Here is a 20,591-nt window from a genome sequence, read left to right as displayed (position 1 = left end):
CGCCCTGAAGTCCGTCAAGGCCTCCTTACCCGCGTGCTACGCAGGTAAGGAGGCCTTGACGGCGTTGGCCGGGAGCGGGCTCAGCCCAGGTGCTCGACGACGTACTCGATGCTCTGGGTCAGCTTGGTGATGTCGTCCGGGTCGATCGCCGGGAACAGGCCGACGCGCAGCTGGTTGCGGCCCAGCTTGCGGTACGGCTCGGTGTCGACGATCCCGTTGGCGCGCAACGCCTTCGCCACCGCGGCGGCGTCCACCTCGTCGGTGAAGTCGACGGTGCCGACCACCTGCGAGCGCAGGCTCGGGTCCTGGACGAACGGCGTGGTGTACGAGGTCTTCTCGGCCCACTCGTACAGCCGGGTCGAGGACTCCTTGGTGCGCGCGGTGGTCCAGGCCAGGCCGCCCTCGCGGTTCATCCACTCGATCTGCTCGGCGAGCAGGAACAGCGTGGCCACGGCGGGGGTGTTGTAAGTCTGGTCCTTGCGCGAGTTGTCCAGCGCGGTGGTCAGCGACAGGAACTCCGGGACCCAGCGGTCGCCGCCGCCGATCTCGCCGATGCGCTCGACCGCGGCGGGCGAGGCCAGCGCGATCCACAGGCCGCCGTCGGAGGCGAACGACTTCTGCGGGGCGAAGTAGTAGACGTCGAAGTCCTCGGCCTTGACCGGCAGGCCGCCGGCGCCGGAGGTGGCGTCGATCGCGACCAGCGCGCCCTCGCTGTTCTCGGGGCGGCGGACCGGCACCGCGACGCCGGTCGAGGTCTCGTTGTGCGCCCAGCCGACCAGGTCGGCGCCGGACTGGTAGGCGATCTCGGGCGCGCTGCCCGCGTCGGCCTTCACGACGATCGAGTCGGCCAGGAACGGCGCCCCGTTGGTCACGGTGGCGAACTTCGAGGAGAACTCGCCGTAGGTGAAGTGCTGGGCGCGCTCGCGGACCAGCCCGAACGCCGCGGCGTCCCAGAACGCGGTGGTGCCGCCGTTGCCCAGGATGACTTCGTAGCCCTCGGGCAGGGAGAACAACTCGGACAGGCCCGCGCGCACCCGGCCGACCAGTGACTTCACCGGCTTCTGGCGGTGCGACGTGCCGAGGTAGGTGGAGCCGGACTCGGCCAGCTTGGCGAGCTGCTCGGCGCGGACCTTCGAGGGTCCGCAGCCGAAGCGGCCGTCGGCCGGCTTGAGGTCGTCGGGGATGCTCAACTCCGCTGCGTCGGTCATGTGGGCAGTCTCTCAGGTCGGGACGCGCCTGCTAACGGCGGTGGGCCGGTGTCCGACATGTGGAACTCTGAGCACAGAGCGCTTCCGGCACGATCCCGGCGAACGGGACAGCGGGCGTTTCCGGCCGCGGTGGTGGTGGTTCGCGCTGTTCGCCCTGAACGTCGCCGTGCACCTCCACCGGGGCTGGGACTCGTCGGCCGCGATCGGGCTGCCGCTGGGCTTCGCGGTGACGCTGGCGCTGGTTTTCGTGCCCCGGTTGCCCCGGTGGCTGACTCGGGCGGGGGAATCCATGGAGCGTAAGCGTTTGCGGCCCCAGGAAATGGCGTCCAACGGCGCGCCGCTCGTCCCGTCGGCCTCGCCGCGGGGGATCGCCGTGACCGCGCGGGTCGACGGGGACACCAGTCAGTGGAACGGCCAGGCGACGGTCGGGCCGGTCCGGGTCACCGTCACGCTGCCGGACGGCCGTCCCGGTTACCTGACCCTGCCGGACTGCCCCGGCCCGCTCGCCCTCGCCGTCGTGCGCACCGGCAAGCTTTGGCTCCACGGCAAGGGGCTCGGCAGCGAGGGCGGCGAGGTCACCGCCGAGTTCGGCACCGCCACCACCGCCGGCCTGCTCACCACGGACCCGGCCGGTGCCGTGCCCGTCAGCCGGTTCCTCCGCTGGTGGGACTCACTGTCCGGGCTGGCCTGGCGCAACCGGCTGCGGATGTCCGTGGCGGGCCTCGCGATGGCGGCGCTGGTGGCCGTGCCGGTGGGCGCGCTCGTCTGGGCCCCGTGGCTCTGGGTGCTGCTCATCCCGATGCTCGTCGCGGCGGTGGCCGCCGCCGTCTGGGTGTCCGACGTGCGCTACCGCCTCCGCGGCGCCGGCGAAGGGCCGCTGACGCCGATCGACGTGCGGCTGGCCGACGACCACGTCTGGCCCGCTGCCGAGGTCCGCGGCTGGGCGGTGCTCGGGCCGGGCCGTCCCGCGCGCCTGGACATCGTGGGCTGCCCGCCGGAGATCGCCGCCGAGCTGCTGGCGCACGGCCGGGTGTGGGTTTTCGGCGAGCCCCGGCCGGGCCCGGTGTGGCTCGGCCTGCCGGGCCGCGACGTCTTCGCGGGCGCGGGCTTCGCTCAGCGCCAGCCGGCCTCGTCGACGCCGCCGGGCACCGGGGCCGACGGGTCGTAGGGGGTCCGGGTGAAGATGAACGTGGCCAGGTTCAGGTGGTTGGCCACGCCGTCGCCAGTCCGGCCGACGGTCAGCGTCTCGCCCGCGTAGTACCCGTCCAGGCCCAGCCAGGTGTCCGGGCCGGTGGGCTGGAACCGCGACGCGCGGCCCGACCCGTTGACCGGCTCGAGCGCGATCATCCCGTCGGCCAGCACGCGCAGGGTGTACGGCGTCGGGCCCCAGTGCCACAGGCCGGTCAGGGCCAGCAGCTTCGGGTCCACAGTGGACGGTAGCCACTCGTCGGGCAGCGCGGGCTCCAGCTCTTCCACCATGGTCAGCAGGTCCAGGGTCAGCTGGACGATGCCGACGCCCGCGGTGGAGTTCGCCATGCACAGCGCGCCGGTGCCGGTGTTCGCGTCCACCAGCGTCGCGGCCAGGAATCCCGGCATCGAGCCGGTGTGGCCGGCCAGGTGCCGGCCCTGGTAGCGGACCACCATCAGGCCGAGGCCGAAGCCGGTGGTCCACACCTCGGTGTCGTCGACGGTGTTCATCAGGCGCATCTCGGCGACGGTGTCCTCGCTCAGCACGCCGCCGGTGTGGCCGCCGAGGAACGCGGTCCAGCGGCCGAGGTCGGTGACCGTGGACCACAGCTGGCCGGCCGGGGCCATCGCGCCCGCGTCCGGCGCCGGCTCGGGGTGCAGCACGTCCGCGAACGGGTGCACGGCGAAGCCGTCGGCGTGCGGGGCCTGCGGGTGCGGGGTGGTGCGCGTCATGCCCAGCGGGGTCAGGATCTCGTCGGTGACCACGTCGAGCCACGGCCGGCCGCGGTGGCGCGCGACCAGCTCGCCGAGCACGCCGAAGCCGACGTTCGAGTAGTGGAACTTGAAGCCCGGGCGCAGCTTCGTCGCGCCGGTGTCGAGGCTCGCCACCAGCGCGGCCCAGTCGCCGCCCGGCGCGCGCTCCCACCACTGGCCCGGCGACTCCGAGGTCAGGCCCGAGGTGTGCGAGAGCAGCTGCGCGATCGTCGTCCCGCCGAACGCCGTGCCCGGGACGTGCTTCTCCAGCTGGTCGGTCAGGTCCAGCCGGCCCTCGTCGCGCAGCCGCAGGACCGCGGTGGCGACCATGGTCTTGGTGATCGAGCCGAGCCGGTACTGGGTGTCCTCGTCCGGGCGGGCCTCGCCGACCCGGCCGCGGCCGCCCGACCAGACGACCTGTCCGTCGCGCACCACGGCGGCGACCAGCGACGGGGCGCGGCACACCGCCTGTTCGCGGGCGAGCCGGCGGTACAGGGCGAGTTCGGTGGCGTCGAGCATGACGGCCATTCTGCCTGGCCGCGTTCCTCAGCCGAGCAGATGGCGGTCCAAAGCCGTGGTGACCGCCGCGGTGCGGTCCGAAACGCCCAGTTTCCCGAACGCCCGCAGCAAATGCGTCTTCACGGTCGCCTCGCCGATGTGCAGCTCGCGGCCGATTTCGGCGTTCGTGCGCCCCTTCGCGACCAGCCGCAGCACCTCGACCTCGCGGGCGGACAGCGGGGAGGCGGGCGGCGGGTTCCGCACGCGGTTGACCAGTTTCCCCGCCACCGACGGCGCCAGCACGGTTTCGCCGCGCGCCGCGGCCCGGATCGCGCCCGCCAGCTCGGCGCGTGACGCGTCCTTCAGCAGGTAGCCCGCCGCGCCGGCCTCGACCGCGCGCAGGATGTCGGCGTCCGTCTCGTACGTGGTGAGCACGACGACCCGCCGCGCCGGGGTTTCCTTGAGGATCTCGCGGATCGCGCCGACGCCGTCGAGACCCGGCATGCGCAGGTCCATCAGCACCACGTCCGGCTGCTTCACACGGTCCAGCGCCACCGCCTCGGCGCCCGAGCCCGCCTCGCCGACCACGGTGAGATCGGGCTCGGCCTCGAGCATGCCGCGCAGCCCCTCGCGCACCACGGGATGGTCGTCCACCAGCATGATCGTGATCACGCGGGCACCTCCAGCTCCAGCTCGGTCCCGTCGCCCAGGCCGCTGCGCACGTTCAGCCGCCCGCCCACCTGCTCGACGCGCGAGCGCATGCCGCGCAGGCCGAAGCCGTCCGTGGGCTTGGCGAGGGAGAAGCCCGCGCCGTCGTCGCGCACGAGCAAGCGGACGCCGCAGTCCACAGCGGACAGCCGGATCAGCACGGTGGTGGCCTTCGCGTGCTTGCGGACGTTGGTCAGCGCCTCCTGGGTGGCTCGCAGCAACACCACCTCGGTGGCCGTCGCGAGCACCGGCATCGGACTGTCCACTTCGCATTCGACGGTCAGCTCGGTCTCGTCCGAGAGCCGGGAAGCCTGACGCTGCACCGCTTCCGCCAGCGAGCCGGCGGACAGTTCGGACGGTGCCAGCGCGGCCACCATGGCGCGCGCCTCGGCCAGGTTCTCCCGCGCGGTGCGCCCGGCGAGTGCGAGGTGGCGGCGCACGGCGTCCGGGTCGGTGTCCAGTTCGGACTCCATCGCCTGGGTCAGCGTGACGATGCTGGTGAACCCCTGCGCCAGCGTGTCGTGGATTTCCCGTGCGAGGCGTTCCCGCTCCGCCGCGGTGCCCGCCTCGCGGGAGAGCCGCGAAACCTCGGCCTGACTGTCCTCCAGCTTCCGGATCAGCTCGGCCCGCTCGGTGCTCTGCTTGATGATGTCGGTGGTGAACTTCCCGGCCAGCGCGCTGAACACGATCAGGATCGCGGTCATCGGCAGCAGGATCGACAGGCTCGGATTGCCCCAGCCGCCGCGCACCACGGCGGAGATCGGGTCCAGCACGATGACCACGGTGGTGACCACCGAAGCCGAGCGGACGTCCAGCAGCATGAACAGCAGCGGGCAGACCATGAACAGCACGAAGCTCGAAGTGGTGTCCGCGAAGATCGCCGTGCCGGCGGCGGCGACCAGCACCCCGGTGTAGACCCGGGCCGGGAGGCTGTTGTCCTCGCGCTTCACCAGCCGCCGTCCGGCCACCAGGTAGGAGAGGGCGAGCACCGCGAGCGCGGTCTCCGCCACCACCTTCGGGGCGGTGGTCACGTCGTCGAACAGCACCAGGAGCGCGGTCGCCACGTAGGCGACCGCGAACAGCACCTCCCAGAACCAGAACGAGCGCTGCCAGGCGTCGGTCACGGCTTCTCGTTCGTCCACCGGAACGTCAGCCTCGCCAGCACCAGCCCGGTCACGCACCACGCCGCCAGCACCAGCGCCACCATCGGAAGTTCCCACGACCCCGCCATCTCCTGTGTCGCGGCGTCCGCCGGCAGGAACACCGAGCGGAAGCCCTGGCAGATCCATTTGAGCGGGAAGAACGACGCGATGTCCACCATGATCTTCGGCAGGTGGGTGATGGGCGTGACGAACACCCCGGAAATGAACTGCAGCACCAGGTACACCAGCTGCACCACGGCCACCGTACCGTTCGCGGTCCGGGTGAGCGAGCTGATCGAGATGCCCAGCAGTGTCGAGGCGATGATCCCGAGCAGCAGCACCCACACCAGCGTCAGCCACTTGACCGGGTCGGTCGGCAGCGACAGGCCGAACAGCAGCATCGCGACCGCCGCCATCAGCACCGTCTGCGCCACGCTCGTGACGGCCACCATGATCATCTTGCCGATGAAGTACGAGGCCGGCGGCATCGGCGTGCCGTGCAACCGTTTGAGCGCGCCCATTTCGCGGTCGGCCGCGATGCCGATGCCGACGCTGTTGAACGACGTCGAAACGATGCCCGCGCCGATCATCCCGGCCGCGAGCAGCTGCCCGGACGAGACGCCGGCCTGCCCGGTCGGACCGTCCAGAATGGACCCGAGCAGGATCATCAGCACGGCGGGCAGCGAGAAGGCGAAGACCACCTGCTCCCGGTTGCGGAAGAACTGGCGCAGCTCGGCGCCGCCCCGGGCGAGCCCGAGGGTGAACGTGCCCGGCAGGGCGAGGGTGGCGGTCACAGCTGCTCTCCGATCAGGTCCAGGTAGATGTCCTCCAGGCTCGGCCGCGTCACGGTCAGTCCGGCGAGCTCCCTGCTCCCGCCGGACAGCTCGTTGACGACCTTGGTCGGGAACGCGGTGCGCTCCACGTGCTCCCCGCGCTCGTCGGTCCACCGCACGGTGGCCTCGGCTTGACTGCGGCCCCCGAGCGTTTCCGGGGACCCCTGCGCGACGATCGAGCCCCGCGCGATCACCACCAGCCGGTCGGCCAGCGCCTCGACCTCGTCGAGGTAGTGCGTGGTGAGCAGGATGGTGGTGCCCTCACCGGCGAGGTCGTTGATCAGCCCCCAGAACTGGCGCCGCGCCTCGGGGTCGAAGCCGGTGGTCGGCTCGTCCAGGAACAGCAGCTCGGGACGGCCGATGATGCCGAGCGCGACGTCCACCCGCCGTCGCTGCCCGCCGGAAAGCGACTTCACCCGCGCCCCCGCCTTCTCGGTGAGGCCGACCTTCTCGATCACCTCATCGACGTTTCGCGGGTTCGGGTAGTACTTCGCGAAGTGCCGCACGGTTTCCGCCACGCTCAGATTGGCGGCGTCGGTCGCCGTCTGGAGCACGATGCCGATGCGCGAACGCCATGCGCGGCCGGCTTTGCCCGGGTCCTCGCCGAGCACGTCGGCCTCGCCCGCCGTGCGCTGCCGGTGCCCCTCCAGGATCTCGACGGTGGTCGTCTTGCCCGCGCCGTTCGGGCCGAGCAGCGCGAACACCTCGCCCTGGTGGATGTCCAGGTCGAGCCCGGCGACGGCGAGGTGCCCCGGGTACTCCTTGCGCAGTCCGCGCACTCTCACTGCTGTGGTCATGGCTCAAGCCTGCGGTCACGGACCGGGTTCGCGGGACGTCCGGCCAGTGGAATCCGCCTGTCCACCGAACGGTGGACAGGAGCGTCAACGTCGGGTCACCGCCGCTAACGGGCCGCGAACACCATGCCGATGTCGGCGGCCAGCTGTACCGGATCCTGCTCCACATCGACGGCGAAGCCGCGCCCGAGAAGGATCTCGCGAACTGCGTCGCGGTTCTGCCGCCAGCCTTCAACCTCGACGACGACCTGCCGGATCAACGGCCAGTGCCGGTCCTCGATACCCCGCAGCACGTCGAGCTCGGCACCTTCGACATCGACCTTGAGCAGATCGACGTGACCGATGTCCCGCTCGTCGAATACCGCGGACAGGGGCCTGACCAGAACCCGGTGCGTTTCGAGGTTCCGCAACACCCGCAGCTTGCGACTGACCAGACCGCGCAGGACCGGAGCGGGCACGCGGCGCAAGACCGGTCCCAGGCCGCCCTGTCGGATCGCCTCGACCATGCTGGCGGTGACCCGCTGCCGCTCGGCCTCGACGGTGTCCTCACCCCGCCAGGACGACGAGAAGATCGTAGCGGCCGGAAAGTAGCTGAAGTCAAGCTCCTCGTCACGGTCGGCCAGTCCGTAAGGCAACGCGGTCAGCCGTCCGTCGAAGAACTCGCGAGCGTTGCGGTCGAGCGTTTCATACAGCGGCGGCAGCGGCTCGAAGGCGTAGATCCGCACATCGCCGTCCAACCGTTCGTAGACGGCGGCCGAGAAGACGCCGATGTTGGCGCCGACGTCAAGTACGGTCGCCCCCGGCGCGAGTTCGAGGCCATGGGAGAAGTAGCCACCCACCTCGTGGCGTAGAAAGGAAAGCTCCCAAGGATTGACGCTGTGCAAGTCGATCGTGTCCATGGTCACGGACAAGGCTTACCAGGATCAGCGCCGACGGTCCAGCAGCGTCATGGTTTCCCGTGGAACCAGCGAAAACACCGTCATGAACAGCGAAAAGGCGGTGACGCACGAACATCCGGCGAAGCGGAACCGCCACTGAGGTGAACCAGCTTGTTGACAAGTTGTCTAACATGACAGGATGTCTCACAAGCAGGTGACCGCCAGTGACGGTGTCCGCCTCTCGGTCCGCGTGACCGGTGCCGCGGACGGGCCCACGGTTGTGCTCGTGCACGGCTATCCGGACAACGGCTCGATGTGGGACGGCGTGGCCGCCGAGCTGGGCCGCCGTCACCGCGTGGTGGTCTACGACGTGCGCGGCGCGGGTGAGTCCGACAAGCCGCGCAGCCGCAGTGCGTACCGCCTCGACCAGCTCGCCTCGGACCTCGCCGCGGTGGTCGACGCGGTGCAGCCGACCGGCAAGGTGCACCTGCTCGCGCACGACTGGGGCTCGATCCAGACCTGGCACGCGGTCACCGGCGACGAGCTGCGCGGCCGCATCGCGTCGTTCACCTCGATCTCCGGTCCCAGCCTCGACCACGCCGGCGCGTGGTTCCGCGCGCAGCTGAGCCGGCCGTCGCCGAAGCGGCTCGGCAACGCCGCGCGCCAGTTCCTGCACTCCGGCTACATCCTGTTCTTCCAGCTTCCGGTGGTGCCGGAACTGTTGTGGCGCACCGGTTTCATGAAGGCGATGATCGGCAGGCTCGAGCCGGCCGAGGCCCCGCCGTCCACCATCGACGGCATCCACGGGCTGAAGCTCTACCGCGCCAACATGATGACCAGGCTGACCCGCCCGGTCCCGCGGCCCGCGGAAGTCCCGGTGCAGGTGCTCGCCCCGACCCGCGACGCGTACGTCACCACTCCGTTGCAGACCGAGGTCGAACGCTGGGCGCCGGACCTGCGGGTACGGCGGATCACCGGCTCGCACTGGGTCACGCGCAGCCGGCCGGACGTGATCGCCGGCGCGGCGGCCGAGCTGATCGAGTACGCCGAGGGCGGCGACGAATCCCGCGCGCTGAAGCGGTCGCGCGTCGGGGAGAAGCGCGGCCGGTTCGCGCACAAGCTGGTGGTGGTCACCGGGGCGGGCAGTGGCATCGGCCGTGCCACCGCGCTGGCGTTCGCCGACGAGGGCGCGGACGTGGTGGTCACCGACATCAACTCCGCCGCGGCCGTGGAAACGGCGAAGCTGCTGCGGGACAAGGGTGTCACCGCTGGTGAGTACACAGTGGACTCCTCGGACGGCGAGGCCGTCACCCGGTTCGCCGAGCAGGTGCGCGCGGAGTTCGGCGTGCCGGACATCGTGGTGAACAACGCGGGCATCGGCATGTCCGGGCCGTTCCTCGACACCTCGCTGCGCGACTGGGAGAAGGTGATCGACGTCAACCTGTGGGGCGTGATCCACGGCTGCCGCGCGTTCGCGCCGATGCTGAAGGAGCGCGCGGAGGGCGGCCAGATCGTCAACCTCGCCTCGGCCGCGGCGTACCTGCCGTCGAAGATCCTCACCGCGTACGCCACGACGAAGTCCGCGGTGCTCACCCTGAGCATCGGGCTGCGCGCCGAGCTGGCCGCCGATGGCATCGGGGTCACCGCGATCTGCCCGGGGCTGGTGCAGACGAACATCACCAACACCACGCGGTTCGTCGGGGTCGACGCGGCGGAGGAAAGCCGTCGGCAGAAGGCGTCCACGAAGCTTTACGCACGGCGCGGGTTCGGGCCGGAGAAGGTGGCGCGCGACATCCTGCGCGCGGTGGAGAAGGACGTCGCGATCCAGCCGTCCACTCCGGAAGCCAAGGCGGCGCTGGTGCTTTCGCGGCTGACGCCCGGTTTGCTGCGCGCGGCGGCGAAGCTGGACCTGACCCCGTGAGCCGGCCGCGCCGGATGTCCCCGCAGGCCCGGCGCGACGAGCTGATCGCGGCGGCGCTGGACCTGTTCGGCAGCCGCGCGCCGGAGCTGGTGACGGTGGACGACATCATCGGGCGCGCCATGGTGTCGCGGCCGTTGTTCTACCGGTACTTCTCCAGCCTGCGCGAGCTGCAGGTCGAGGCGCTGCGGACGGTGACCGTCGGCCTCGTCGACGGCCTGGCCGGACTGGAGGAGGGGCCGCCGCGGGAACGGCTGCGCGCCGCGGTGCGCGGGCTGGTGGACGTCGCCGACCACTACCGCGCGGGCTACGTCGCGTTGCTGCGCAGCGGTTCCGTGATCGCGACGTCCGAGACCGACGCGGCGATCGACGAGGTCCGCAACCGCGCGGTGGAGCTGATCCTGGACGCGCTCGCCGTCACCGAGCCGTCGCCCTTGCTGCTGCTGACCTTGCGCTGCTGGACGGCGGTCGTCGAAGGCGCGTTGCTGAGCTGGCTGCAGGAGCGCACGGTGCCCCGGGAATCGCTCGACGGCTGGCTCGTCGACCAGCTCACCGCGATGCTCTCGGCCACCGCGGCCCACGACCCCACCGTGCCCGTGGCCCTGACGCCGTGAAGGCCTGAGATGCCCTGAAGGCCACCATGAGGGCATGAACGACCCTCATGGTGGCCTTCAGGGCCAACGGGGGTCAGTGCTTGGTGACGCTGTCCCAGCCCTCGACGTCCTCGGGCTTGCGCGGCTCGGGGCCGACGTACTTGGCGGACGGGCGCACGAGCCGCCCGGTCTGCTTCTGCTCCAGGATGTGCGCGGCCCAGCCCGCGGTCCGGGCGGAGGAGAACATCGCCGGCATCATGTGCGGCGGCACCTGGGCGAAGTCCAGGATCACCGCGGCCCAGAACTCCACGTTGGTCTCGATGGGGTGATCCGGGCGCCGCTCGCGCAGCTCGGCCAGCGCCGCCTGCTCCAGCGAGGCCGCCACCTCGTAGCGCTCGGCGCCGAGTTCCTTGCAGGTACGGCGAAGCACGCGCGCCCGCGGGTCCTCCGCGCGGTACACGCGGTGGCCGAAGCCCATCAGCCGTTCCTTGCGGTCGAGGATGCCCTTGACCAGACCACGGGCGTCACCGGTCCGCTCGACCTCTTCGATCATCGGCAGCACGCGCGCCGGGGCGCCGCCGTGCAGCGGCCCGGACATCGCGCCGATCGCGCCCGACATCGCGGCCGCGACGTCCGCGCCGGTCGACGCGATCACGCGCGCGGTAAAGGTGGAGGCGTTGAGGCCGTGCTCGGCGGCGGAAACCCAGTAGGCGTCCAGCGCGCGGACGTGGGCCGGGTCCGGCTCGCCGCGCCAGCGGATCATGAACCGCTCGGTGATGGAGGCGGCCTCGTCGACCCGCGCCTGCGGGACGGCCGGCTGGCTGATGCCGCGCGCGGACTGGGCGACGTACGACAGCGCCATCACCGAAGCGCGCGCGAGCTGCTCGCGGGCTTCGGCGTCGGTGATGTCGAGCAGTGGGCGGTAGCCCCAGATCGGGGCCAGCATGGCGAGCGCGGACTGGACGTCGACGCGCACGTCACCGGTGTGCACCGGCAGCGGGAACGGCTCGGCCGGCGGGAGGCTGTGGCCGAAGCGGCCGTCGACCAGAAGCGCCCATACGTCACCGAAGGTCACCTTGCCGGCGAGGTCCTCGATGTCGACGCCGCGATAACGCAGCGCCCCGCCGTCCCGGTCCGGTTCGGCGATTTCGGTGCGGAAAGCGACCACGCCCTCAAGGCCCGGTCGGAACCCGTCGTCGGCTTGGTCGGAACCCGTCTTGCTGATAGTGGAGGTTGTCACTCTCGCAAAACCTTTCGATGCGCATTTCCCCGGCTTGGTCGTACTCGCGCGGACGGGATACACGCTGGCGGTGGCGCGCCTCATCGCACGGTTGGACAAACCTTGCTCCTCCGAAGGCCCCCGGGCAATGAAAGATGTGGTGGTTTCGGTCACGATTACGAGAACGATTCAGTCCAGGCAGCCCGCTTGCGGGAAGTTCTCCGGCAACAGGCTGTGATCGACGGGGTGGACTGCAGGTAAATCCTGTGTTTCGGAAACGGGCGCGTGTGCCCGCCCGGTGATAGACCTAGCCCATGCACCTCAGCCCCCAGGAGCGCGACAAGCTGTTGGTCCACGTCGCGGCTGATGTGGCCCGCCGGCGGCTCGAGCGCGGCGTGCTCCTCAACTACCCCGAGGCCGTCGCGCTGATCACCGACCACGTGCTCGAAGGCGCCCGCGACGGCCGCACGGTGAGCGAGCTGGTGGCGAGCGGGCGCACTGTGCTCGCTCGCGCGCAGGTGCTCGGCGGGGTGCCGGAGATGGTCGACTCCGTGCAGGTGGAGGCCACTTTCCCGGACGGCACGAAGCTCGTCACCGTGCACGACCCGATCGTCTAGGAGGCGCGCGAGTGCGGCCAGGAGAGATCATCCCCGGCGACGGCCCGGTGGAGCTGAACCCGGGACGCGAGCGGGTCCGGCTGATCGTGCGCAACCTCGGCGACCGGCCCGTTCAGGTCGGTTCGCACTACCACTTCGCGGCGGTGAACCCCGGCCTGGAGTTCGACCGCGACGCCGCGCGAGGGCACCGGCTCGACGTGCCCGCCGGCACGTCCGTGCGCTTCGAACCGGGCATCGAACGCGAAGTGGACCTCGTTCCGCTCCGGGGCAGCCGGCGGGTGCCGGGATTACGCTCCGAACACGCTGGGGAGTTCTAGCCGATGCCGCAGATCGACCGCGCCCGTTACGCCGAGTTGTTCGGGCCGACCACCGGCGACCGCATCCGGCTCGCCGACACCGACTTGCTGATCGAGGTGACCGAAGACCGCTCGATGGGCCCGGACGGCTCGGGCGACGAGGTGCTCTTCGGCGGCGGAAAAGTGATCCGCGAGTCGATGGGCCAGGGCATGGCCACCCGGGCCGAGGGCGCGCCGGACCTGGTCATCACCGGCGCCGTGATCCTCGACCACTGGGGCATCGTGAAGGCCGACGTCGGGGTGCGCGACGGCCGGATCGCCGGCATCGGCAAGGCGGGCAACCCGGACACCATGGACGGCGTCGACCCGGCGCTGGTGATCGGCCCGTCCACGGAGGTGCTGTCCGGCAACGGGAAGATCCTCACCGCGGGCGGCATCGACTGCCACGTGCACTTCATCTGCCCGCAGCTGGTGGACACCGCGCTGGCCGCCGGGCTGACCACGCTGGTCGGCGGCGGCACCGGCCCGAACGAGGGCACCAAGGCCACCACCGTCACGCCCGGCGCGTGGAACCTCGGCCGGATGCTGTCCGCCATGGACGGTTACCCGGTGAACGTGCTGTTGCTGGGCAAGGGGAACACCGTCCGGCACGAGGCGCTGCGCGAGCAGCTGGCCGCCGGCGCGGGCGGGTTCAAGCTGCACGAGGACTGGGGCACCACCCCGGCCGCCATCGACGCCTGCCTGACCGTGGCCGACGAGTCCGGCGTCCAGGTCGCGATCCACACCGACACGCTCAACGAGGCCGGCTTCCTGGAGTCCACTGTGGACGCCATCGGCGGCCGGTCGATCAACGCGTACCACACCGAGGGGGCCGGCGGCGGGCACGCGCCGGACATCATCGAGGTGGTCGGGCTGCCGAACATCCTGCCGTCCTCGACCAACCCGACCCGCCCGCACACCGCGAACACCCTCGACGAGCACCTCGACATGCTGATGGTCTGCCACCACCTGAACCCGTCGGTGCCCGAGGACCTCGCGTTCGCCGAGAGCCGCATCCGGCCGACCACCATCGCCGCCGAGGACGTGCTGCACGACCTGGGCGCGATCTCGATGATGAGCTCGGACGCGCAGGCGATGGGCCGGATCGGCGAGGTGGTCATCCGCACCTGGCAGACCGCGCACGTCATGAAACGCCGCCGCGGCGCGCTGCCCGGCGACGGCGCGGCCGACAACCTGCGCGCCCGCCGTTACGTCGCGAAGTACACGATCAACCCGGCCATCGCGCACGGGATGGAGTCGGAGATCGGCTCGGTGGAGGTCGGCAAGCTCGCCGACCTGGTGCTGTGGGAGCCGAAGTTCTTCGGCGTCCGGCCGCACGTCGTGCTCAAGGGCGGCTTCCCGGCGTGGGCGGCGATGGGCGACGCGAACGCCTCGATCCCCACGCCGCAGCCGGTGCTGGCGCGTCCGATGTTCGGCGCCGCCCCGCCCGTGGCGGCCGCGTCGAGCCTGCACTTCGTGGCGCCCGAGGCGCTGGGCTCGGGCCTGGCTGAGCGGTTCGGCATCCGCCGCCCGCTGGTCGCCGTGGCCAACACCCGCGCGCGGACCAAGGCGGACATGGTGCTCAACGACGCGACGCCGGACGTGCGCGTGGAGCCGGACAGCTTCGCCGTGCACGTGGACGGCGAGCTGATCGAGCCGCAGCCGGTCACGGAACTGCCGATGGCCCAACGGTACTTCTTGTTCTGATGGACCTGTCCACGCTGATCCTCGCCGACTCGCGCTTCCCCGGCGGCGGGCACGTTCACTCGGGCGGGCTCGAGGAAGCCGTGAGCCGCAAGCTCGTGACCTCCGAACGGGACCTGCCGGGATTCCTTTTCGGACGATTGCGTACGGCAGGGTTGATCGCGGCAGTTTTCGCCGCCGCGGCAACGCATGCCGCCGCCCGTGGAGTCCAAGGTGGACACTGGCGACGGCTGGACGTCGAGCTGGACGCCCGCACGCCCTCGCCCGCGCAGCGTCAGGCGTCACGGGCGCAGGGCCGCGGCACCGCCCGTGCGGGCCGGGTCGCGTGGCCGTCGCCGGTGCTCACCACGCTGCTCGCCGAGACACCGCGGCCGCATCACCCGATCGTCCTCGGCGCGCTGGTCGGGGTGGCGGGGGGATCGCCGTCCGACGCCGCGATGGCGGTCGCGTACCTGGCGGTCAGCGGTCCGGCCAGTGCCGCCGTCCGGTTGCTGGGCCTGGATCCCTTCGCGGTCAACGCCGTGGTCGCGCGGCTCGGTGACGAAGTGCGGCGGGTGTCCGAACACGCCGCCGGCGTCGCAGGGCTCGACCCGGCGGAGCTCCCGGCGCCGGGATCACCCGCGCTGGACCTGTTCGCCGAGGCCCACGCCCGGCACCACGAGGAAGAGGTGCGTCTCTTTGCCAGCTGAGCAGAAGGGCCATGGCCACGGCCACGTCCACCCGGTCAACTTCGACCCGACCGCCGCGGAGCCCGATCACTACGACGCCGCCCCGACGGCCGGGCGCGCGTACCGGATCGGCATCGGCGGCCCGGTCGGCAGCGGCAAGACCGCGCTGACCGCCGCGCTCTGCCGCGCGCTCGGCGACGAGGTGAACCTCGCCGTGGTCACCAACGACATCTACACCACCGAGGACGCCGACTTCCTGCGCAAGGCCGGGGTGCTCGACCCGGCGCGGATCGAGGCCGTGCAGACCGGCGCCTGCCCGCACACCGCGATCCGCGACGACATCACGGCGAACCTCGACGCGGTGGAAAGCCTCGAAGAGCGGTTCCCCGGGCTGGAACTGGTGATCATCGAAAGCGGCGGTGACAACCTGACCGCGGTGTTCAGCCGGGGCCTGGCCGACAGCCAGGTGTTCGTGGTCGACGTCGCGGGCGGCGACAAAGTGCCGCGCAAGGGCGGGCCCGGGGTGACCACCGCGGACCTGCTGGTGATCAACAAGATCGACATCGCGCACCTGGTCGGCGCCGACCTGGACGTGATGACCTCGGACGCGCACCGGATGCGGGGCGACCTGCCGGTGATCACGCAGTCGCTTGTGGACACTCCGGACGCGCCCGCGGTCGCGGACTGGGTCCGCTCGCTGCTGCCCGCGGCACTGAGGGCGTGAAGGCACACGCCCGGGTCGTCGCGTGTTTCGAAGGCGGGCGCACGATCTTGCGTGAGCTGCGTTCGATGGCGCCGCTGACGCTGTTTCCCCGCCGCCACACCGGCCGTGACGCCGTGGTGCACCTCGTCAGCTCGGCCACCGCGCCGTTGGGCGGGGACGAGCTGCTGCTGGACATCCGGGTCGGGCCCGGTGCGACGCTGCACCTCTCCGGCGTCGCGGCAACGCTTGCGCTGCCCGGGCTCCACGGCGAGCCGAGTACGTCCATTGTGGACATCGAGGTGGCGGACGGCGGCTCGCTGGAGTACCGGCCGGAGCCGACCGTCGTCACCGCGCGGGCGAACCACACCGCGGTGCTGCGCGCGGCGCTCGCGGAGAACTCCTATTTCCGCACCCGCGAGGTGCTGGTGCTGGGCCGCGCCGGGGAACGCCCGGGCCGGCTCACCACGACCGTCGCGGTGACTCGCGGTGACCTCCCGGTGCTGCGCCAGACCCAGTCCATCGGGGACCCGGCGCTCGACGCGAGCCTTGCGGTCCTCGCGGGACGGCGTGTGCTCGCGACTGATCTCGAGGTCGGCGGCGAGCCGCGGCCCGCGGCTTCCGGCGAATGGTGGTCGAGGGTGCCGCTGGCGGCCGGGGCGACTATGACGACTTCGCTGGCCGCGGACGCCGTTGTTGCCTTGAAAGGCCTGGACTGCTAATACTTCGTCCCTCGGTTCGGCGACTGTGCCACACCGGCACGCGTGCGGCTGCACGTGCGTTTGCCGAACACCGCGCCGGGCCGGGAAAACGCGACCGATTTGCGGTGTTTCCCTGACGTGCCAAGGACTTTGGCGCGCCGAGCAGAACCGTTCACCGCAGGGAAAGGGGCCTGGGCGCACGTGGTGTTCCCGCTCTCGCTAATGTCTGCCCGCGCGAGGAGGCAAATCGACGAGCGCGGTGCCATCGGGACCCGGTGGGACCGTTTGCCCGGCGTTGATTCGGTAATCGGCTTTTTCGCAAGGTAGGGAAGGGAGGGGCCGGTGGCCCGCACCTACGGTGGTGTCCCGCCGGAGCAGAGACGGGCTGAACGCCGGGAGCGCCTGCTGACGGCGGCGCTGGAGCTCTTCACCTCGGTCGGCTTCCGGCAGGCGAAGATCACTCAGCTGTGCACCCGGGCGGGCGTCTCCACGCGGAACTTCTACGAGGAGTTCGGCAGCAAGGAGGAGGTCCTGCGCACCCTGCACGACCAGATCAACTCGCTCGCGCTCCGGCACGTCGCCGCCGCCCTCGAAGAGGTCCGGGAGGCCGACGCGATGACCCGGATCGCGCGGCTGCTGGACGTCTTCGTCTCCACGGTCACCCTCGACCCCCGGATGCCGCGGCTGAACTACGTCGAGGCCGTGGGCGTCAGCCCGGAGCTGGAACTGCAGCACCAGGTCTGGGTCGACCGCTGGGCCACCTTCATCGAGGAGGAGGCCCGGCGCGCCGCCGAAGCGGGCGCCGCGCCCGACCGGAACTACCGCCTCACCGCGATCGCGCTCGTCGGCGCCGCGACCGGCCTGCTGCGCGAATGGCAGGCGCACGAGCCGCCGTTGCCGGTGGAGGACATCGGGAAGGAACTCCGCGGCGTGATGATGTCGGCGATCACGCGCGCCGAGTGAAGCTCTCCTGGTACCGGACGCCGGGCTGCGGGCCGAAGCGGTTCGGACCCGGCCGGCTGGGCAGGCAGTAGAAAACGATCAGCACGAAGCCGCCGAACGGGATGAAGCCGAGCAACATCCACCAGCCGCGGCGGTCGGTGTCGTGCAGCCGCCGCACACTCGCCGACACCGTCGGCAGACCCACCAGCAGGAACCAGCCCAGCAGCGGCCACGCCGTCTGAGTGAGGCCGATCAGCACGATGGCGGGGATGTAGGCCAGGAACGAGAAGAGCGCGAACCACCAGTACTCACTGCGCGGCGCCCGGCTCACGCCCTCTGGAACGTTTCGGTACACACTGCGGATCGCGCTGATGAACCCCATGTCCCCACCCCTCCGGCTCGGTCGGCCTGAAGGTAGGGCCCCGCGCCGGGACCCCTCCCGTGATCGAGAGGGGCCCCGTCCGGATCAGCTGGTGTGGAACGTCGGCTCCGGCAGCGCGACCGGCCCGGCTTCGCGGCACATGTCGTGGCAGGTGCTGTCGAGCGTGCAGCACAGGGAGCAGATCGCACCGCCCTGCTTGGCGCAGTCCGCGATGTCCGGCAGCTCGTACGGGTCGCCGCAGACCGAGCACACGTGCGTGGCCCGCAGGTCCGCCTCGACCCCCGGCCCGCTGACGGTGTTGGGGCGCACCAGGTAGTACTTGCCGCGGGTGGCGATGGCGAGCGTCGGCACCAGCACCACCGCGATCACCACCGCCAGCAGCGGGCTGAAGGCGGCGAGCACCGGTCCGAACGCGCCGAAGTACGCCACGATCGAAACCACCGAGGCGATCAGCATCGAGCCGAAGCCCACCGGGTTGACCTTGTGCAGGTACGCGCGCTTGAACTCGATGTACCGCGGCGAAAGGCCCAGCGGCTTGGCGATCACCAGGTCCGCGCAGACCGCGCCGATCCACGCGATGGCGACGTTCGAGTAGAAGCCCAGGATCTTGTTCAGGAAGGCGAACGCGCCGAACTCCATCAGCGCCAGCGCGATCCCGCAGTTGACCAGCACGTACCAGGCGCGGCCCGGGTGCTTGTGCAGCACACGGGAGAAGAAGTTGGCGAACGACAGCGAGCCGGAGTACGCGTTGGTGGTGTTGATCTTGATCTGCGACACGACCACGAACAGCGCGGCGAACGTCAGCGCCACCGGGCCCAGCGCGGGCTTCACCGCATCCAGGTACGGCGCGATCGGCTCCAGCGCGGCCGTCTTGCCGACGGCGCCGAGCGCCAGGAACGCCAGCAGCGCCCCGCCGATCTGCTTCGCCGCGCCGAGCACCACCCAGCCCGGACCGGCCGCCAGCACCGCGGCCCACCAGGAGCGCTTGTTCGACGCCGTCTTCTCCGGCATGAACCGGAGGTAGTCGGCCTGCTCGCCGATCTGGCCGATCAACGACAGCGCGACGCCCATGCCGAAGCCGAACCCGACGGCCGAGAATCCGGACCCCGCACCCTCGGTGCCGCCGAACGCGGCGAAGTCGGCGAACCGGCCCGGCTCGCGCACCAGCACGACGATGAACGGCAGTACCAGCCCCGCGATCCACAGCGGCTGCGTCCAGGTCTGCATCTTCGCCACCGCGCCCATGCCGTACAGCGCGAAGGGCAGCACGATCAGCGTCGCCAGCAGGTAGCCGATCGGCAGCGGGATACCGAGGGCGAGCTGGAACGCCTGGCCCATGATCGAGCCCTCGAGCGAGAAGAAGATGACGGTGAAGCTCGCGTAGACGAGCGAAGTCAGCGTCGACCCGAAGTAGCCGAAGCCGGCGCCCCGGGTCAGGAGGTCCATGTCCACTCCGTATGTCGCGCAGGCGCGCGCGATGGGCACGCCGGTCACGAAGATCACGACCGCCGCGGCGAGGATCGCCAGCACGCCGGAAGTGAAGCCGTACGAGAGCACGATGCTCGCGCCGATCGCGAAGTCGGCGAGGTAGGCGATGCCGCCCAGCGCCGTCGTCGCGACCACGAAGGGTGACCACTTGCGGAACGACTGGGCGGCGTAGCGCAGTGAATAGTCTTCGCGGTTCTCGTTGGCCGCGAGCGCGGCGTACCGGCGTTGTGGTGGATTGGTGGTCTCTTCGCCGGAATCGGACAGGATTTCGGTCATGGCCTGCCTCCGTGGTCGGTGGGGAACGGGCACCGGGGCAGCCAGACCGTAGGACCCGGCTTTATCGATTCGGGTCCGCGAGGTAAACCGGGGGTTACGGTTCGCGGTCCGGCGGTTACGGGTTGATGAGCGCCGGCGGCGTGGCAGGAGTCACCGTTCGGTGGGTTTCGCCGCAGCTGAAGAGCCAATACCGTCGGCGGAACACCCCGAAAGTCGAACGCCCGCGGGCACGGAGGTTGGCGCATGATGCCGGAGATCGACGAGGTGGCCGACGTAGCGGACGCGGTCGTGCGGCTGCCCGGGATGCGGGTGGCCTACGACGGCGCCCCGTTCGACGAGACCGCGCTGGCCGGGACCTGGACCGAGCAGCTCCAGAACTGGCTGGGCCAGGCGGTTTCCGAGGGGATCGCCGAGCCCAACGCGATGGTGCTGGCCACCGCGGACACCGACGGCAGGCCGTCCTCTCGCACGGTCCTGTGCAAGGGGCTCGACGAGCGCGGCGTGGTCTTCTACACGAACTACACCTCGGAGAAGAGCCACGACCTCACGGCCACGCGCTACGCGTCGGTCACCTTCCCCTGGTACGGGCTCCACCGGCAGGTCACTGTCCGTGGCGAGGTGGAGAAGGTCGGCTCGGCCGAGACGGCCGCGTACTGGGCCCAGCGGCCGCGCGGCTCGCAGCTCGGCGCGTGGGCGTCACCGCAGTCGCGGATCGTCGACGGCCGGCGCGCCCTCGACAACGCGCTGCGCGGCATCGAGCGCCGCTTCGCGGACGTCGAGCAGATCCCGGCGCCCCCGCACTGGGGCGGCTGGCGGATCCGGCCGGACTTCGTCGAGTTCTGGCAGGGCCGCGAGGACCGCATGCACGACCGGCTCCGCTTCCACCGCACCGACGACGGCTGGCACGTCGAGCGGCTCGCTCCCTGACCGCCGTTTGCGCCCCAATGTGGCGTTCGGTGCGTTCAACGCACCGAACACCACATTGGGGCGTATCGGACGGAAGGTGACCGGCGACCAAAATCACGCGCGCCGGAATAGTTAGCACA

Annotated in this window: 21 protein-coding genes; 11 read left to right on the top strand and 10 right to left on the bottom strand. The window is 71.0% G+C overall.

Going from position 1 to position 20,591, the window contains the following annotated elements; translation table 11 throughout:
- Positions 1-80 precede the first annotated feature (80 nt).
- Complete coding sequence (gene serC / locus OG371_RS10805; RefSeq protein WP_329068111.1) at positions 81-1,208, bottom strand: phosphoserine transaminase; 1,128 nt, start codon at positions 1,206-1,208, stop codon at positions 81-83.
- A 166-nt stretch (positions 1,209-1,374) separates the two neighbouring features.
- Here serC and OG371_RS10800 point away from each other — a divergent pair, with 166 nt between their 5' ends.
- The gene (locus OG371_RS10800) at positions 1,375-2,376 is read left to right on the top strand and encodes a hypothetical protein (RefSeq protein WP_329068109.1); all 1,002 of its coding nucleotides are present in this window, start codon (positions 1,375-1,377) and stop codon (positions 2,374-2,376) included.
- Here the strand turns inward: OG371_RS10800 and OG371_RS10795 are convergent.
- The 6 genes from OG371_RS10795 to OG371_RS10770 all read right to left on the bottom strand — a co-directional run bounded on the left by OG371_RS10795 (position 2,322) and on the right by OG371_RS10770 (position 8,023).
- On the bottom strand, positions 2,322-3,668 hold the full coding sequence (locus tag OG371_RS10795; RefSeq protein ID WP_329068107.1) for a serine hydrolase domain-containing protein: 1,347 nt from the start codon (positions 3,666-3,668) through the stop codon (positions 2,322-2,324). The two genes, OG371_RS10800 and OG371_RS10795, sit on opposite strands and share 55 nt — an antisense overlap.
- Before the next feature lie 27 nt (positions 3,669-3,695).
- The gene (locus OG371_RS10790) at positions 3,696-4,319 is read right to left on the bottom strand and encodes a response regulator transcription factor (protein ID WP_329068104.1); all 624 of its coding nucleotides are present in this window, start codon (positions 4,317-4,319) and stop codon (positions 3,696-3,698) included.
- On the bottom strand, positions 4,316-5,479 hold the full coding sequence (locus OG371_RS10785) for a sensor histidine kinase (protein ID WP_329068102.1): 1,164 nt from the start codon (positions 5,477-5,479) through the stop codon (positions 4,316-4,318). The genes OG371_RS10790 and OG371_RS10785 overlap by 4 nt, the downstream gene beginning before the upstream one ends.
- The gene (locus OG371_RS10780) at positions 5,476-6,291 is read right to left on the bottom strand and encodes an ABC transporter permease (RefSeq protein WP_329068100.1); all 816 of its coding nucleotides are present in this window, start codon (positions 6,289-6,291) and stop codon (positions 5,476-5,478) included. The genes OG371_RS10785 and OG371_RS10780 overlap by 4 nt, the downstream gene beginning before the upstream one ends.
- On the bottom strand, positions 6,288-7,127 hold the full coding sequence (locus tag OG371_RS10775; protein WP_329068099.1) for an ABC transporter ATP-binding protein: 840 nt from the start codon (positions 7,125-7,127) through the stop codon (positions 6,288-6,290). The genes OG371_RS10780 and OG371_RS10775 overlap by 4 nt, the downstream gene beginning before the upstream one ends.
- Before the next feature lie 104 nt (positions 7,128-7,231).
- Positions 7,232-8,023 carry an FkbM family methyltransferase gene (locus OG371_RS10770; protein ID WP_329072999.1) on the bottom strand — a complete coding sequence of 264 codons (792 nt, stop codon included), beginning with the start codon at positions 8,021-8,023 and terminating at the stop codon, positions 7,232-7,234.
- A 193-nt stretch (positions 8,024-8,216) separates the two neighbouring features.
- On the opposite strand from OG371_RS10770, the gene OG371_RS10765 reads away from it, so the two are divergent.
- Positions 8,217-9,923 (top strand): SDR family oxidoreductase, encoded by a 1,707-nt coding sequence (locus OG371_RS10765; protein WP_329072997.1) that lies wholly within the window; start codon positions 8,217-8,219, stop codon positions 9,921-9,923.
- A gap of 14 nt (positions 9,924-9,937) precedes the next feature.
- Complete coding sequence (locus OG371_RS10760; protein WP_329072996.1) at positions 9,938-10,534, top strand: TetR/AcrR family transcriptional regulator; 597 nt, start codon at positions 9,938-9,940, stop codon at positions 10,532-10,534.
- 73 nt (positions 10,535-10,607) lie between these two features.
- Here the strand turns inward: OG371_RS10760 and OG371_RS10755 are convergent, their stop codons facing one another.
- A complete protein-coding gene (locus OG371_RS10755; RefSeq protein WP_329068097.1) occupies positions 10,608-11,753 on the bottom strand; it encodes a citrate synthase 2 in 1,146 nt (381 codons plus the stop codon).
- Between the two features lie 293 nt (positions 11,754-12,046).
- On the opposite strand from OG371_RS10755, the gene OG371_RS10750 reads away from it, so the two are divergent.
- From OG371_RS10750 to OG371_RS10720, 7 genes are all read left to right on the top strand, one after another.
- Positions 12,047-12,349 (top strand): urease subunit gamma, encoded by a 303-nt coding sequence (locus OG371_RS10750; RefSeq protein WP_329068095.1) that lies wholly within the window; start codon positions 12,047-12,049, stop codon positions 12,347-12,349.
- Between the two features lie 11 nt (positions 12,350-12,360).
- Positions 12,361-12,666 carry an urease subunit beta gene (locus OG371_RS10745; protein WP_329068092.1) on the top strand — a complete coding sequence of 102 codons (306 nt, stop codon included), beginning with the start codon at positions 12,361-12,363 and terminating at the stop codon, positions 12,664-12,666.
- Between the two features lie 3 nt (positions 12,667-12,669).
- A complete protein-coding gene (locus OG371_RS10740; protein ID WP_329068090.1) occupies positions 12,670-14,391 on the top strand; it encodes an urease subunit alpha in 1,722 nt (573 codons plus the stop codon).
- Positions 14,391-15,077, top strand: coding sequence for an urease accessory protein UreF (locus OG371_RS10735; protein WP_329068088.1), 687 nt, complete (start codon positions 14,391-14,393; stop codon positions 15,075-15,077). Before OG371_RS10740 ends, OG371_RS10735 begins: the two co-directional genes overlap by 1 nt.
- Positions 15,067-15,780 (top strand): urease accessory protein UreG, encoded by a 714-nt coding sequence (gene ureG, locus OG371_RS10730; RefSeq protein WP_329068086.1) that lies wholly within the window; start codon positions 15,067-15,069, stop codon positions 15,778-15,780. Before OG371_RS10735 ends, ureG begins: the two co-directional genes overlap by 11 nt.
- Positions 15,777-16,478, top strand: a complete 702-nt coding sequence (locus OG371_RS10725) for an urease accessory protein UreD (protein WP_329068084.1) — start codon at positions 15,777-15,779, stop codon at positions 16,476-16,478. The genes ureG and OG371_RS10725 overlap by 4 nt, the downstream gene beginning before the upstream one ends.
- Before the next feature lie 321 nt (positions 16,479-16,799).
- Complete coding sequence (locus OG371_RS10720) at positions 16,800-17,420, top strand: TetR/AcrR family transcriptional regulator (RefSeq protein ID WP_329068082.1); 621 nt, start codon at positions 16,800-16,802, stop codon at positions 17,418-17,420.
- On the opposite strand, the gene OG371_RS10715 is transcribed toward OG371_RS10720, so the two are convergent.
- Both OG371_RS10715 and OG371_RS10710 read right to left on the bottom strand, forming a co-directional pair.
- Positions 17,404-17,781: a DUF805 domain-containing protein gene (locus OG371_RS10715; RefSeq protein ID WP_329068080.1), complete on the bottom strand. Its 378-nt coding sequence runs from the start codon at positions 17,779-17,781 to the stop codon at positions 17,404-17,406. The two genes, OG371_RS10720 and OG371_RS10715, sit on opposite strands and share 17 nt — an antisense overlap.
- Positions 17,782-17,865: 84 nt before the next feature.
- A complete protein-coding gene (locus OG371_RS10710; protein ID WP_329068078.1) occupies positions 17,866-19,545 on the bottom strand; it encodes a purine-cytosine permease family protein in 1,680 nt (559 codons plus the stop codon).
- 243 nt (positions 19,546-19,788) lie between these two features.
- On the opposite strand from OG371_RS10710, the gene pdxH reads away from it, so the two are divergent.
- Positions 19,789-20,472, top strand: coding sequence for a pyridoxamine 5'-phosphate oxidase (gene pdxH / locus OG371_RS10705; RefSeq protein ID WP_329068076.1), 684 nt, complete (start codon positions 19,789-19,791; stop codon positions 20,470-20,472).
- The last annotated feature ends 119 nt before the right edge of the window (positions 20,473-20,591 follow it).

Source organism: Amycolatopsis sp. NBC_01480 (assembly GCF_036227205.1).
Taxonomy (GTDB): Bacteria; Actinomycetota; Actinomycetes; order Mycobacteriales; family Pseudonocardiaceae; genus Amycolatopsis.
This window is presented reverse-complemented; position numbering and strand designations above follow the sequence as displayed.

What these genes read in the sequence shown, in the direction of transcription:
- OG371_RS10775 (WP_329068099.1), bottom strand. Translation starts at nt 7,127, where the DNA reads ATGACCACAGCAGTGAGAGTGCGCGGACTGCGCAAGGAGTACCCGGGG.
- serC (WP_329068111.1), bottom strand. Translation starts at nt 1,208, where the DNA reads ATGACCGACGCAGCGGAGTTGAGCATCCCCGACGACCTCAAGCCGGCC.
- OG371_RS10795 (WP_329068107.1), bottom strand. Translation starts at nt 3,668, where the DNA reads ATGCTCGACGCCACCGAACTCGCCCTGTACCGCCGGCTCGCCCGCGAA.
- pdxH (WP_329068076.1), top strand. Translation starts at nt 19,789, where the DNA reads ATGATGCCGGAGATCGACGAGGTGGCCGACGTAGCGGACGCGGTCGTG.
- OG371_RS10710 (WP_329068078.1), bottom strand. Translation starts at nt 19,545, where the DNA reads ATGACCGAAATCCTGTCCGATTCCGGCGAAGAGACCACCAATCCACCA.
- OG371_RS10770 (WP_329072999.1), bottom strand. Translation starts at nt 8,023, where the DNA reads ATGGACACGATCGACTTGCACAGCGTCAATCCTTGGGAGCTTTCCTTT.
- OG371_RS10715 (WP_329068080.1), bottom strand. Translation starts at nt 17,781, where the DNA reads ATGGGGTTCATCAGCGCGATCCGCAGTGTGTACCGAAACGTTCCAGAG.
- OG371_RS10740 (WP_329068090.1), top strand. Translation starts at nt 12,670, where the DNA reads ATGCCGCAGATCGACCGCGCCCGTTACGCCGAGTTGTTCGGGCCGACC.
- OG371_RS10760 (WP_329072996.1), top strand. Translation starts at nt 9,938, where the DNA reads ATGTCCCCGCAGGCCCGGCGCGACGAGCTGATCGCGGCGGCGCTGGAC.
- OG371_RS10750 (WP_329068095.1), top strand. Translation starts at nt 12,047, where the DNA reads ATGCACCTCAGCCCCCAGGAGCGCGACAAGCTGTTGGTCCACGTCGCG.
- OG371_RS10735 (WP_329068088.1), top strand. Translation starts at nt 14,391, where the DNA reads ATGGACCTGTCCACGCTGATCCTCGCCGACTCGCGCTTCCCCGGCGGC.